2 protein-coding genes are annotated in these 15,767 nt (G+C 63.1%); both read left to right on the top strand.

The window, feature by feature from the left end; all coding sequences use genetic code 11:
* Positions 1–21: 21 nt before the first annotated feature.
* A complete protein-coding gene (locus OPU96_RS03040; protein ID WP_498558630.1) occupies positions 22–12,927 on the top strand; it encodes a non-ribosomal peptide synthetase in 12,906 nt (4,301 codons plus the stop codon).
* A 129-nt stretch (positions 12,928–13,056) separates the two neighbouring features.
* A complete protein-coding gene (locus tag OPU96_RS03035; protein ID WP_498558629.1) occupies positions 13,057–15,762 on the top strand; it encodes a hypothetical protein in 2,706 nt (901 codons plus the stop codon).
* Positions 15,763–15,767 lie beyond the last annotated feature (5 nt).

The raw sequence follows: 15,767 nt of genomic DNA, 5'->3' as shown, positions 1-15,767 counted from the left end.
CCGATTCCAGGCAGGAACCCCATGATGGACGCCTTCGAACTCCCCCGCACTTTGGTCCAGTCCCTTCAACGCCGCGCCGCGCAGACCCCGGACCAGGTTGCCCTGCGCTTCCTCGCCGAGTCCGCCGAGCACAGCGTCGTGCTCAGTTACCGCGACCTCGACAGGCGCGCACGTACCATTGCCGCCGCCTTGCAGGCCAATGCCGAACCGGGCGACCGCGCGGTGCTGTTGTTCCCCAGCGGCCCGGACTACGTCGCGGCGTTTTTTGCCTGCCTGTACGCCGGGGTGATCGCGGTGCCGGCCTACCCGCCGGAGTCGACCCGTCGCCATCATCAGGAGCGCCTGCTGTCGATCATCAGCGATGCCGAACCGCGCCTGCTGCTGACCATCGCCAGCCTCGGCGACGGCCTGGCTCAGATCGAAAATGCGCCGCCGGTGTTGAGCGTCGACACCCTGGAGGCAACGCTCGCCGACCGCTGGAGCGCCGTCGACCTGCAATCTGACGACATCGCCTTCCTGCAATACACCTCCGGCTCCACCGCATTGCCCAAGGGCGTGCAAGTCAGCCACGGCAACCTGGTCGCCAACGAGGTGCTGATCCGCCGTGGTTTTGGCATCGACCTCAACCCCGACGACGTGATCGTCAGCTGGCTGCCGCTGTACCACGACATGGGCCTGATCGGCGGCCTGCTGCAACCGATTTTCAGCGGCGTGCCGTGCGTGCTGATGTCGCCGGCGTACTTCCTGGGGCGGCCGTTGCGTTGGCTTGAAGCGATCAGCGAATACGGCGGCACCATCAGCGGCGGCCCGGATTTCGCTTATCGCCTGTGCAGCGAACGGGTCAGCGAGTCGGCCTTGGAACGCCTGGACTTGAGCAAGTGGCGCGTGGCCTATTCCGGCTCCGAGCCGATCCGCCTCGACACCCTGGAACGCTTCGCCGAGAAGTTCGCGGTGTGCGGTTTCAGCGCGGACAATTTCTTCGCCTCCTACGGCCTGGCCGAAGCGACCTTGTTTGTCGCCGGCGGCACCCGTGGCCGTGGCATCCCCGCGCTGCACATCGACGAGCAAGCGCTGGCCGCCAACCGCGCCGAGCCGGGGCAGGGCAGGGCGATCATGAGCTGCGGCACCAGCCAGCCGGAGCACGCGGTGCTGATCGCCGACCCGCACACCCTCGCCGAACTGCCGGACAACAGCGTCGGCGAACTCTGGGCCACCGGCCCGAGCATCGCCCACGGTTACTGGCGCAACCCCGAAGCCAGCGCCAAGACCTTCGTCCAACACAACGGCCGTACCTGGCTGCGCACCGGCGACCTGGGCTTTATCCGCTTTGGCGAGGTGTACATCACCGGGCGCCTCAAAGACCTGCTGATCGTGCGTGGCCACAACCTGTACCCCCAGGACATCGAACAAACCATCGAACGCGAGGTGGAAGTGGTGCGCAAGGGTCGGGTTGCGGCGTTCGCGGTGAATGACGCTGGCCTGGAAGGCATTGGTATCGCTGCCGAGATCAGCCGCAGCGTGCAGAAGATCCTGCCGCCCGCAGCGCTGATCAAGGCGATCCGCCAAGCCGTCGCCGAGGCCTATCAAGAAGCGCCAAGCGTGGTGGTGTTGCTCAACCCCGGCGCCTTGCCCAAGACCTCCAGCGGCAAGGTGCAACGTGCCGCGTGTGGCCTGCGCCATGCCGATGGCAGCCTCGACAGCTACGCGCAGTTCCCCGACGCGGGCGCCTCAGTCAGCACTGCGGCGCTGGAATCCGACCTGCAAAACCAGATCGCCGCGATCTGGTGCGAGCAGCTGCAACTGGCCAGCGTCGCCGCCGATGACCACTTCTTTCTGCTCGGCGGCAACTCCATCACCGCCACCCAAGTGGTTGCCCGGCTGCGCGAAACCCTCGGCCTGGAGCTGAACCTGCGCCTGCTGTTCGAAGCGCCGACACTCTCGACCTTTGCCGCCAGCGTTGCGCAATTGCAGCAGGACGGCGGCGTCGCCCAAGGCGCCATCCACGCACTGTCACGCCAGGACGAGCTGCCGCAGTCCCTGGCGCAAAACCGCCTGTGGATCACTTGGCAACTCGACCCGCAGAGCAGCGCTTACACCATCCCTGGCGCCTTGCGTTTGCGTGGCGAACTGGATGAAGACGCCGTGCGCGCCAGCTTCGAACACCTGATCCAGCGCCACGAAGCCCTGCGCACGCGCTTCTACGAGCGCGACGGCCAAGCCTTCCAGCGTGTCGATAAAAACACGGCGTTCGACCTGCAAATCATCGACCTCAGTGACCTGCCCGCCGCCGACCGCGAAGCCCGTGCCCGGCAGCTGCGCGAGGACGAAGCGCGCACCCAGTTCGACCTGGAACAAGGCCCGCTGCTGTGGGTCACCCTGGTGCGTCTGGACGATGAAGATCACCAGTTGTTGGTGACGCTGCACCACATCATCGCGGACGGCTGGTCGCTGAACATCCTCATTGACGAATTCTCACGCCTGTACGCCGCGGCCGCCCAAGGCCAGACCCTGGAGCTGCCGCCCCTGGCGCTGCAATACGCCGACTACGGCAGCTGGCAGCGTCAATGGCTGGCCGAAGGGGAAGGCCAGCGTCAACTGGCGTACTGGAAAGCCCAGCTCGGCGACGAGCATCCGCCGCTCGGCCTGGCCACCGACCACCCGCGCTCGGCGCAACACCTGCACAGCGCTTCGCGCCACAGCGTGCGCCTGGATGCCCGCCTCAGCGCAGCGATCCGCCAGACTGCCCAAGCCTATGAGTCGACGCCGTTCATGCTGCTGCTCGCGGCGTTCCAGACGTTGGTCTACCGCTACAGCGGCCAGCGCGACATCCGTATCGGCGTGCCCAGTGCCAACCGCCCGCGCCAGGAAACCCAGGGCCTGATCGGCTTCTTCATCAACACGTTAGTGTTGCGCGCCGAACTGGACGGGCGCCTGCCGTTCAACCAGTTGTTGGCCGCAACCCGCCAGACGACGTTGGGCGCCCAGGCCCATCAGGACCTGCCCTTCGAACAGCTGCTCGAAGCCTTCCCCCAGGCCCGCGAACAAGGCCTGTTCCAGGTCATGTTCAACCACCAGCAACGCGACCTCAGCGCTTTGCGCCGCCTGCCGGGGATGCTTGCCGATGAGTTGCCGTGGCACAGCCGCGAAGCCAAGTTCGACCTGCAACTGCACAGCGAAGAAGACCGCAACGGGCGCCTGAGCCTGTCGTTCGACTACGCCGACGAGCTGTTCGATACCGCGACCATCCAGCGCCTGGCCGAGCACTTCACCCACCTGCTGCAGGCCATCTGCGAACAACCGCATCAAGCCATCGGCGATCTGCAACTGCTGCAAACCGAACTCCAGCCGTGGGGCGCCGCGCCGTGCGCACCTGCCCAACAGTGGCTGCCCGAATTGCTCAACGCGCAGACCTCGGACAACACCGCACTGGTGTCGCAGGGCGGCACCTTGACCTTTGCCCAACTGCACACCCAGGCCAACCGCCTGGCCCACTACCTGCGTGACAAAGGCGTCGGCCCGGACGTGTGCGTGGCCATCGCCGCCGAGCGTTCGCCGCAACTGCTGATCGGCCTGTTGGCGATCATCAAGGCTGGCGGCGCCTACGTGCCGCTGGACCCGGATTACCCCGCCGAGCGCCTGGCCTACATGCTCAACGACAGCGGGGTTGAACTGCTGCTGACCCAAACCTCGCTGCTGGAACAACTGCCCACGGCGGACGGCGTGAGTGTGATCGCCATGGACAGCCTGCACCTCGACAGCTGGCCGACCCAGCCGCCGGGCCTGCACCTGCACGGCGACAACCTCGCCTACGTGATCTACACCTCCGGCTCCACCGGCCAGCCCAAGGGCGTGGGCAACACCCATGCAGCCCTGGCCGAGCGCTTGCAGTGGATGCAGGCGACTTACCGACTGAACGCAACCGACGTACTGATGCAAAAGGCGCCGATCAGTTTCGACGTGTCGGTGTGGGAATGCTTCTGGCCGCTGATCAGCGGCTGCCGCCTGGTGCTGGCCGGCCCCGGTGAGCATCGCGACCCGCACCGCATCGCGCAGTTGGTGCAGCAACACGGCGTGACCACGCTGCACTTTGTGCCGCCGTTGTTGCAGCTGTTTATCGACGAACCGCTGGCAGCCGAATGCACCAGCCTGCGTCGCCTGTTCTCCGGTGGCGAGGCGTTGCCCGCCGAGCTGCGCAACCGTGTGTTGGCGCAGTTGCCGGCGGTGCAATTGCACAACCGTTATGGCCCGACCGAAACCGCGATCAACGTGACCCACTGGCATTGCCACGCCGAAGACGGCGAGCGTTCGCCGATTGGTCGGCCGTTGGGCAATGTGATCTGCCGTGTGCTCGACGAGCACCTGAACCTGCTGCCGGTCGGCGTGCCGGGCGAGCTGTGCATCGGCGGCATCGGTCTGGCGCGCGGTTATCTCGGGCGTGCCGGTTTGACCGCCGAGCGGTTTATCGCCGACCCGCTGGGCGAGGCGGGCGCACGCTTGTATCGCACGGGTGACCGTGTGCGCTGGAGCGCCGACGGTGTGCTCGACTACCTCGGCCGCCTCGATCAGCAGGTCAAGCTGCGCGGCTTTCGCGTGGAACCGGAAGAAATCGAAGCGCGCCTGCTCGCCCTTGAGGGCATTGCCCAAGCCGTGGTGCTGGTGCGTGACGCGCAGTTGATCGGCTACTACACCGCCCACACCGCATTGGACGAAGAGGACGTGAAAAGCGCCTTGGCCGCCGAGTTGCCGGAGTACATGGTGCCTGCGCTGTTGATGCGCCTGGATGCCATGCCCCTGAGCCCCAGCGGCAAACTCGAGCGCCGTGCCCTGCCGGAACCGGTGTGGCAAACCCGCGAACACGTCGAACCTCAAACGCCGCTGCAACAGCAGATCGCCGCGATCTGGCGCGAGGTGCTCGGCTTGCCACGCATTGGCCTGCGCGATGATTTCTTCGCCCTCGGCGGGCACTCGTTGCTGGCCACGCAGATCATCTCGCGCACCCGCCAGGCTTGTGACGTCGAGTTGCCGCTGCGGACCTTGTTCGAAGCCAGCGAGCTGGGCGCGTTTGCCGAGCAGGTCGGCTTGATCCAGGCCTCGGGCCAGCGCAACCAACAGACCGCCATCGCCCAGGTCGACCGCAGCCAACCCGTGCCGCTGTCCTATTCCCAGCAGCGCATGTGGTTCCTCTGGCAGATGGAACCGGACAGCCCGGCCTACAACGTCGGCGGCATGGCGCGCTTGCGCGGTGTGCTGGATGTGGGGCGTTTCGAGGCGGCGTTGCAGGCCTTGATCATGCGTCACGAAACCCTGCGCACCACCTTCCCGAGTGTGGACGGCGTGGCTTATCAAAAAGTCTCGGCGCAGACCGGCCTGCGCATGGGCTGGCAGGACTTCTCGGCGCTGGACGAGAGCGAACGCCAGCAACGTTTGCAGCAACTGGCGGATCACGAAGCCCACACCCCGTTCAACCTGGAAACCGGCCCGTTGCTGCGCGCCTGTGTGGTCAAGGCCGGCGAGCGTGAGCACTACCTGGTACTGACCCTGCACCACATCGTCACCGAAGGCTGGGCCATGGACATTTTTGCCCGTGAGCTCAGCGCGCTGTACGAGGCGTTTATCGACGAGCGTACCTCGCCGCTGGCGCCGTTGCCGGTGCAGTACCTCGACTACAGCGTGTGGCAGCGCCAGTGGCTGGAGTCCGGCGAACGCCAGCGCCAACTGGACTACTGGACCGCGCAACTGGGCAGCGAACACCCGCTGCTCGAACTGCCCGGCGACCGTCCACGTCCGCCGGTGCAAAGCCATCAGGGCGAGCTGTACCGCTTCGACTTGAGCGACGACTTGGCTGCCCGCGTCCGCACGTTCAATGCCGAACGCGGCCTGACCCTGTTCATGACCATGACCGCCACCCTCGCCGTGCTGCTCTACCGCTACAGCGGCCAGACCGACCTGCGCATCGGCGCCCCCGTGGCCAACCGCATCCGCCCGGAAAGCGAAGGGCTGATCGGCGCGTTCCTCAACACCCAGGTGCTGCGTTGCCAACTCAGCGGGCAGATGAATGTCGCCGAGCTGTTTGAGCAGGTGCGCCACACCGTGATCGAAGGCCAGTCCCACCAGGACCTGCCGTTCGACCACCTGGTGGAAGCCCTGCAACCGCCGCGCAGTGCGGCGTACAACCCGTTGTTCCAGGTGATGTGCAACGTGCAGCGCTGGGAATTCCAGCAGAGCCGCGAACTCGCCGGCATGACCGTCGAGTACCTGGCCAACGATGCACGGGCGACCAAGTTTGACCTCAATCTGGAAGTCACCGATCTTGACCATCGTCTGGGTTGCTGCCTGACCTACAGCACCGATTTGTTCGACGAGCCGCGCATTGCGCGCATGGCCGAACATTGGCGCAACCTGCTCGAAGCGTTGATCGCCGACCCGCAGCAGCGTCTGAGCGAACTGCCGTTGCTCAGCCGCGATGAGCAGCGCGCCTTGCAGCACAGCCTAGGCAGCGAACCGGGCGAACACCGTCTCGACCAGTGCATCCATCAGTTGTTCAGCCAGCAGGCGCTGGCCCGCGGTGATGCGCCGGCGCTGACCTTTGCCGGTGCGACCCTCAGCTACCGCGAACTCAACGAACGCGCCAACCGCCTGGCCTGGATGCTGCGCGAGCGTGGCGTCGGCCCGCAGGTGCGGGTCGGCCTGGCGTTGCCGCGATCCCTGGAAATGGTCGTCGGCCTGTTGGCGATCCTCAAGGCCGGCGGCGCCTACGTGCCGCTGGACCCGGAATACCCGCTGGACCGCTTGCACTACATGATCGAAGACAGCGACATCGGCCTGCTGCTCAGTGACACAGCGATGTTCGAAGCCCTCGGTGAACTGCCGGCAACGGTGGCCTGCTGGTGCCTGGAAGATGACCTGCCAGTGCTTGGCAACTACCCGCTGGACGAGCTGCCGTTGCTCAGCCTGGCGCAGCATCAGGCGTACCTGATCTACACCTCCGGCTCCACCGGCAAACCCAAAGGCGTGGTGGTGGCCCACGGCGAAATCGCCATGCATTGCCAGGCGGTGATCGAACGTTTCGGCATGCGCGCGGATGACTGCGAGCTGCACTTCTATTCGATCAACTTCGACGCCGCCACCGAGCGCCTGTTGGTGCCGTTGCTCAGTGGTGCGCAGGTGGTGTTGCGGGCGCAAGGGCAGTGGGACGCGCAAGAAATCTGCGCGCTGATCCGCACCCATCGCATCAGTATCCTCGGCTTCACCCCAAGCTACGGCAGCCAGTTGGCGCAGTGGCTGGCGACCCAGCAGCAGACCTTGCCGGTGCGCATGTGCATCACCGGCGGCGAGGCGCTGACCGGCGAACACTTGCAGCGGATCCGCGCGGCGTTCCAGCCCGAGGTGTTCTTCAACGCCTACGGCCCGACTGAAACCGTGGTCATGCCGCTGGCCAGCCTCGCCCCCGAGCAATTGGAAGAGGGCGCCGCCAGCGTGCCGATCGGCAGCATTATCGGCGAGCGCGTGGCGTACATTCTCGACGCTGACCTGGCCCTGGTGCCGCAAGGCGCGACTGGCGAGCTGTACGTCGGCGGCGCAGGCTTGGCCCAGGGGTATCACCAGCGTGCGGGGATGACGGCGGAGCGTTTTGTCGCCGATCCGTTTGCCGGCAATGGCGGGCGTCTGTACCGCACTGGCGATCTGGTGCGTCAGCGCGCCGACGGTTTGGTCGAGTACCTGGGGCGTATCGACCATCAGGTGAAGATCCGTGGCTTTCGCATTGAACTGGGCGAGATCGAAACCCGCCTGCTGGAACACGACGCGGTGCGCGAAGCGGTGGTGCTGGCGCTGGACGCGCCAAGCGGCAAACAGCTGGTGGCGTATCTGGTCAGCGATGCCGACCACGCCCCATTGCGCGAAGCACTCAAGGCCCATCTGAAAGCACAACTGCCGGACTACATGGTGCCCGCGCACCTGATTGTGCTCGACAGCATGCCGCTGACCGCCAACGGCAAACTCGACCGCCGCGCCTTGCCGCAACCGGACCCGCAGGCCAATCGTCAAGAGTACGTGGCGCCGCGCAACGAACTGGAAAGCACCTTGGCGGCGATCTGGTGCGCAGTGTTGAACGTGCAGCAGGTCGGCCTCGACGATAACTTCTTTGAGCTGGGTGGCGACTCGATCCTGTCGATTCAGGTGGTCAGCCGTGCGCGCCAGGCCGGGATTCATTTCAGCCCGCGGGACCTGTTCCAGCACCAGACCGTGCAAACCCTCGCCGCCGTCGCCACCCGCTCCGAGCAGGTCACCGCGGAGCAGGGCGTGTTGGTCGGCAGCTCGGGCCTTACGCCGATCCAGCACTGGTTCTTCGATACCGAGATTGCCCAGCGCCAGCACTGGAACCAGGCGCTGCTGCTCCAGCCGCTGCAGTTGCTCGAACCACATCGCCTGGAGCAAGCGCTGCTGGCGGTGCTGGAGCACCACGATGCACTGCGTCTGAGCTTCACCCAGCGCGATGCGCAGTGGCACGCCGAGCACTTGGCAGTGCCTAAAGGCGGTGTGCTGATGCAGGCGCAAGTGCGCGACATGAGAGATTGCACCGCGCTGTTCACCGACACCCAGCGCAGCCTTGACCTGGAACACGGCCCGTTGCTGCGTGCCTTGCTGGTGGACGGCCCCGAGGGGCAACAACGCCTGCTGATCGCGATCCATCACCTGGTGGTGGACGGCGTGTCGTGGCGTGTCTTGCTCGAAGACCTGCAAAACGTCTATCGCCAGTTGAGCGACGGCCAGTCCGTCAGCCTGCCGGCCAAGACCAGCGCGTTGCGTGATTGGGCAGCACGTTTGCAGGCGTATGCCGGCAGCGAATCCCTGCGCGAAGAACTCGGTGTGTGGCAAGAACAGTTGGCCGGGCCTGCGGTGAGCTTGCCGGTGGACCGTCCACACGGCAGCCTGCGCCATCGCGATGCCGAGACCGTCAGCGTGCGCCTGGATGCCGAACGCACCCGCCAGTTGCTGCAACAGGCGCCAAGCGCCTACCGCACCCAGGTCAATGACTTGCTGCTGACCGCCCTGGCCCGCGTGCTGTGCCGCTGGAGCGGGCATGCTTCGGCGCTGATCCAATTGGAAGGCCACGGCCGCGAAACCCTGTTCGACGACATCGACCTGACCCGCAGCGTCGGCTGGTTCACCAGCGCCTACCCGCTGCGCCTGACCCCGCTGCACATCGAAGAAGCCGCCGGGCAGGGCGCCTCGATCAAGGCGATCAAGGAGCAACTGCGCGGCGTGCCGCACAAAGGCCTGGGTTATGGCGTGTTGCGCTATCTCGCGGACGACGTGACCCAGCAGACCCTGGCGGCACTGCCGAGCGCCGAGATCACCTTCAACTACCTCGGCCAGTTCGACCAGAGCTTTGGCAGCGATGCGCTGTTCCACCCGCTGGACGAATCCGCCGGCCTCGCCCACGACCCGGACGCGCCGCTGCCCAACGCACTGAGCGTCGACAGCCAGGTGTACGGTGGTGAACTGGTGTTGCGCTGGACCTTCAGCCGCGAACGCCACGCCCCGCAAACTATCCACGAACTGGCCGACGCCTACCTTGCCGAACTGCACAGCCTGATCGCCCACTGCCTCAAGGACGATGCCGGCGGCCTCACGCCGTCCGACTTCCCACTGGCACAGCTGACCCAGGTGCAACTGGATGCCTTGCCCGTACCGGCCAGCGTCATCGAAGACGTCTACCCGCTGACGCCGATGCAGGAGGGCCTGTTGCTGCATACCCTGCTGGAGCCGGGCACCGGCCTGTACTACATGCAGGATCGCTACCGCATCAATAGCGCCCTGGACCCCGAGCGTTTCGCCCAGGCCTGGCAGGCAGTGATCGCCCGTCACGAAGCCTTGCGTGCGTCGTTCTGTTGGAACGTCGGCGAAGACATGTTGCAAGTGATCCACAAGCCGGGCAGCACGCCGATTGAATACCTGGATTGGAGCAATGCTCCTCAAGAAGAGCAGGAACCGCGCCTGCAAGCCTTGCTCAAGGCCGAGCGCGAAGCCGGTTTCGATCTACTCAACCAGGCGCCGTTCCACCTGCGTTTGATCCGCGTCGGCGCCGAGCGCTACTGGTTCATGATGAGCAACCACCACATCCTCATCGATGCATGGTGCCGTTCATTGCTGATGAACGACTTCTTCGACATTTACATGGCCCTCGGCGAAGGCCGCGAGGCGCAACTGGCGGCGCCGCCGCGTTATCGCGACTACATCGCCTGGCTGCAACGCCAGAACCTGGATGAGGCGCGCCAGTGGTGGCAGCAGAACCTGCAAGGCTTTGAGCGCACCACGCCGATCCCGAGCGACCGCCCCTTTATGCGTGACCACGCGGGCCACGGCGGCATGGTGGTGGGGGATTGCTACACTCGTCTGGATGCCCGCGATGGGGCGCAATTGCGTGAGCTGGCCCAGGCCCATCAACTGACCGTCAACACCTTTGCCCAGGCCGCATGGGCTTTGGTATTGCGACGTTTGAGCGGTGAGCGCGACGTGTTGTTCGGCGTCACCGTGGCCGGTCGCCCGGTGGAAATGCCGCAGATGCAGCGCACCGTCGGCCTGTTCATCAACAGCATCGCGCTGCGGGTGAAACTGCCCGAGGACGGTCAGCCGTGCAGCGTGCGCCAATGGTTGAGCGGCCTGCTCGACAGCAATATGCAACTGCGCGAGTACGAATACCTGCCGCTGGTGACGATCCAGGAACACAGCGAACTGCCCAAGGGCCAGCCGCTGTTCGACAGCCTGTTCGTGTTTGAAAACGCGCCGGTGGAAGTCTCGGTGCTGGACCGTGCGCAAAGCCTGAATGCCACCTCGGACTCCGGCCGCACCCACACCAACTTCCCGCTGACGGCGGTGTGTTATCCGGGGGATGATCTGGGCTTGCACCTGTCCTATGACCAGCGTTACTTCGACGAAACCACCGTGCAAGGCATGCTCGGCGAGTTCAAGCGTCTGTTGCTGGCGCTGGTGCAGGGCTTCCATGGCGACATGGCCGACTTGCCGTTGATTGGCGAGCAGGAGCGTGAGTTTTTGCTGGAGGGCTGCAATCAGAGCGACCACGACTATCCGCTGCAAAGCAGCTACGTGGAGCTGTTCGAAGCCCAGGTGGCGGCGCATCCACAGCGTGTCGCCGCCAGTTGCCTGGACCAGCACTGGAGCTATGACGAGCTGAACCGGCGCAGCAACGGCCTGGGCCATGCGTTGATCGAAGCCGGTGTCGGCCTTGATCAACCAGTGGCGTTGCTCGGCGAGCGCAACTTGGACCTGCTGGGCATGATCATCGGCAGCTTCAAGGCTGGAGCCGGTTACCTGCCGTTGGACCCGGGCCTGCCGAGCCAGCGGTTGCGCAGCATTATCGAGCTGAGTCGTACGCCATTGCTGGTGTGCAGCGAGGCGTGCCGCGAGCAGGCCATCGAATTGCTCGAAGGCTTCGACTGCCAGTTGCTGGTGTGGCAAGAAGTGCCGGCTCGCGGTGCCAACCCTGGGGTCTACAGCGGCCCGGACAACCTCGCCTACGTGATCTACACCTCGGGTTCCACCGGGTTGCCCAAGGGCGTGATGGTCGAACAGCGCGGTATGCTCAACAACCAGTTGAGCAAGGTGCCGTACCTGAACCTGAGCGACGCGGATGTGATCGCCCAGACCGCCTCGCAAAGTTTCGATATTTCCGTCTGGCAGTTCCTCGCCGCGCCGCTGTTTGGCGCACGGGTGGACATCGTGCCGAACGCCCTGGCCCATGATCCGCAAGGCTTGCTCGAGCATGTCCAGGTGCAAGGCATCACGGTGCTGGAGAGCGTGCCGTCATTGATCCAGGGCATGCTCGCCCAGGACCGCATCCACCTCGACGGCCTGCGTTGGATGCTGCCGACCGGCGAAGCGATGCCACCGGAACTGGCGCATCAGTGGTTGCAGCGTTACCCCGGGATTGGGCTGGTGAACGCCTACGGCCCGGCGGAGTGTTCGGATGACGTGGCGTTCTTCCGCGTCGACCTGGCCTCGACCCGTGGCACTTACCTGCCGATTGGCACACCGACCGACAATAACCGTTTGTACCTGCTGGACGGTGCGCTGGAGCTGGTGCCGCAAGGCGCGGTCGGCGAGTTGTGCGTGGCCGGTACGGGCGTCGGGCGTGGTTACGTCAGCGACCCGCTGCGCACCGCACCGGTGTTTGTGCCGAATCCGTTTGGTGCACCGGGCGAGCGCCTGTACCGCACCGGCGACTTGGCGCGTCGGCGCAGCGATGGCGTGCTGGAGTACGTCGGGCGTATCGACCATCAGGTGAAGATTCGTGGCTACCGCATCGAACTCGGTGAAATCGAAGCACGCCTGCACGAGCAACCGGAAGTGCGCGACGGGGCGGTTGGCGTGCAGGACGGCGTCAACGGCAAACACCTGGTTGGCTATCTGGTCGCTGCCAATGAAACCCTCAACCCGAGCGAACGCCTGGACCGCATCAAGCAACGCCTGCGCGCCGAACTGCCGGAATACATGGTGCCGCTGCACTGGCTGTGGCTTGAGCGTCTGCCGTTGAATGCCAACGGCAAACTCGACCGCAAGGCGTTGCCTTTGCTCGAAATCGGCCAGCTCCAGAGCCAGGATTACCTGGCGCCGCGCAACCCGCTGGAAACCACCCTGGCTGCGATCTGGGCCGAGGTGCTGAAGGTTGAGCGGGTAGGGGTGCAGGACAACTTCTTCGAACTGGGCGGGCACTCGTTGCTGGCCACGCAGATTGCCTCGCGGGTGCAAAAGAGCTTGCAGCGTGATGTGCCGTTGCGGGCGATGTTCGAGTGCAGCACGGTGGCGGAGTTGGCCGAGTATATCGATGGGTTGGCGGCCAATGAGGTCAGCGCCGAGAAGGTGGATCGGTTGAGTGATTTGATGGCGCAGTTGGAAGGGATTTGAGCGGGCCGCTAGTCAGAACTGTCAGATCTGACAGTAGGCAAAGCTCCTGATCCAAGCGTTAGATCACCGAAGGCTCTGGCCGATATGGCCAGCTATGACAGTGATCTAATGCTTGACAGGAGTCTTATCGTGGCTAAAAAACCGATCTCTGAAAATACCTCATCTCTTCAACCGGCCAGCACTCCACCGCGCTCGCCGAAAGGGCCCAAGGCACAATTCCCCGTTCCTGTTGTCGAGTTCGCAGCCAATAACAGCGTGCTGTACCCCATGGATGCGATTGACGGGACGCAGGCCAAGTTGACGCTGCCTGCGGGTGCCACGGGCTGCACATTTTTTATCGCTATCAAGGATCAGGCCGAGCCTGCATTCGAGCCCGTTTCTGTGGATGACGGCGATGATGTCGTTCCGATTTCTGCGCAGTCAGTCAGTTTGATGATCGGACACACGGTGAAGATGTGGTACACGGCTATGGTGGGGGGCAAGGAGGAGGCTTCCCAAGTGCTGGAGGTGGAAGTTCAGTTCTTGCGGGAGAACGATCTGGTTGTATCGAGGCCGGTGTATACGCACGCCAAGAATGAGTGGAACACATTGTGGCTGAGGATGCAGAGTTTCACTGGTAATGAAATCGTCGCAGTCGAGGCCTGGCCTTTTATCTATGCAGGGCAACGGTTGTTTATCGCCGTCGCCGGCAACCAGCACGTCGCGCCGTACCGCTTCATCTGGGTTGCGCTGGATTATGTGGTACAGCCCCATGAGGCTCATGCGGGTTATGTCTTCAGGTTTCCTCTTTCACGCCCATGGATGTCCAGACTGGATGACTACTCGGCGCTGACGGCCCACTTAGGTGTTATCTGGGATACAAGCCAGCCTGTATTCCCTGAGCCAGGCGACCCTCTTTTTGAAACTCCACTGCCTATCAACGCCCAGGATTTCCACTTGCGTACCACCACGCTGCTGCAGGTGGACCCGTACCAGGAACTGAACCCTCCAAATCTGCGAGAGTCGGTCGAGCTGCGTCCCGGGCATTGGGAGGTAAACCCAACCAACACGGTCAACGGCGGACATGCGATTGTCAATTATGAGGGTATGACTGAAGGCGATCTTGTTTGCGCTCAGGCTGAAGGGGGCGACTATGGACCTATATCGCTTGGTTGTCAGCACGTAAGCGCGGGCGAAAGCAGCTTGTCATTTGAGGTTACTCCCGAGGTCTTTGCTGCGCTATTCAATAAGACGCTGAAACTGGGCTACACCCTTCAATTCAATGATTACGCACCACAACCTTCGCCGCTGCGCTATATCGACGTGTTGGCGCCACAGCTTCCACACCCGGGCATTGAGCAAGCAACCGCGAGTACGGTGGATCTGAGCACATTCATTGGTGACGGCACAGGTATCGTTCCTCTCTTTGACTACGCCGCCGTGGGTCAATGCTGCTGGATGTGGGTAACCGGTGAGCTTGAGAATGGCAACATCCATGAGTTCGACGTATTGGTGGGTAAGCCCCTTACCGCAGATTGGGTGCAGAGGGGGGTGGATGCCCCCATCTCACGCAGTGAGTTGAAAAAACTGGCGGATTGCAGCGAATTCCAACTGCATTTCGCAGTGGGTTTTGATGGCAAATGCAATCGGGCGACCGCCATTGAGTTTCCTTCGCAGACGTTCACTATCGAGCAAGAGCCGCTGGTGTTGCTTGAGCCCAGCGTTACAGAGGCGGTGGGCTCCAACTTGACTGCTTACAATGGGCGCAATGGCGTACACGTTGAAGTGAATTACGTCGGCATGAACCCCAAGCACACCATCAGCGTCTGCTGGAAAAAGGCTGATGGTACGTGTTGGTCTCTGGCTTCCCAATCCGGCAGCGCTTCGGGGCCGGTCATCTTCCTTCTGCCGTCGGAAGCCGTGATCGAGAGTATGGGGAAAGTGGTGCAGATCACTTACACGGTCACCACTGCATGCAAGGTGCAGACCTCACTGCCTTTGAACTTGAACGTCAGTTTGCCTGTGCGCCTGGAAACGCCAAACGTGCTGGAGGCGACGCCACCCAGGACTCAGAACGCCGTTCTGGACCTGAGGACATTTACCGGGAATGCCAATTCTCTCGAAGATCCGATGTGGTTTCTGCGGGCAGGGCAGAAGTGCTGGTTACGAGCGGAGGGTACGGACAAAAACGGCAATGCCTACTCGTTTAATGTGTACTCGGCCAGAGCCATTACGTCGCCAGAGCTGACTGCAGGGGTGGCGGCTCCTGTACTGCGATCCGAGTTGGCTAAGCTAAAGGACACAACCAACTTGTCCCTCACATTCAGCGTCGCAACGGACGGTAGTTCAGATGAGAATGTGGTATGTCCAAAACGGATGTTGAGCGTGGTTACGCCAGCTTTAATTCTCTATGAGAACTTCGATGTTCGTGATGTACCCAACCCTCAAATTATCACTGCTGGCGGCAGTCTTGAAACTCCACGTATGACCGTCAGGCACATAAGTGGTCCCGGTCAGTCCGGTGTTATGTTTGAGCCATCCTCACCGTCGGGCCCTGGGCTCATGATAGGTTACCTCCACACGGGCCCTCAGAATATTGAGTTGGATTTAAAATTCTCGTGTCGACGCGTGACCTTTTCACTGATATGGCTTGATGGTTTATTTACGATTGAGTTTTTAGACAGCAGTCATTTCTCAATAGGGAGAATGGTGCTACGCGGCCAGGAAACGGGTGGACCACTTAATCATTGGGTCGATTTCTCCGCACCCTTGAACACTAGCATCTCAACAATTACTTTAAAAACGAGTACCAATGACTGGGTGATGGTTGATACGTTTACTTTCTATCTGACGTAAGACTG

The organism is Pseudomonas sp. RP-B7 (genome assembly GCF_059803535.1).
The sequence above is the reverse complement of the archived record's forward strand: the minus strand, read 5'-3'. Positions and strand labels throughout refer to the sequence as shown.

Excerpts from the sequence above, each read along its gene's own strand:
- OPU96_RS03040 (WP_498558630.1), top strand. The coding sequence starts at position 22 with ATGATGGACGCCTTCGAACTCCCCCGCACTTTGGTCCAGTCCCTTCAA.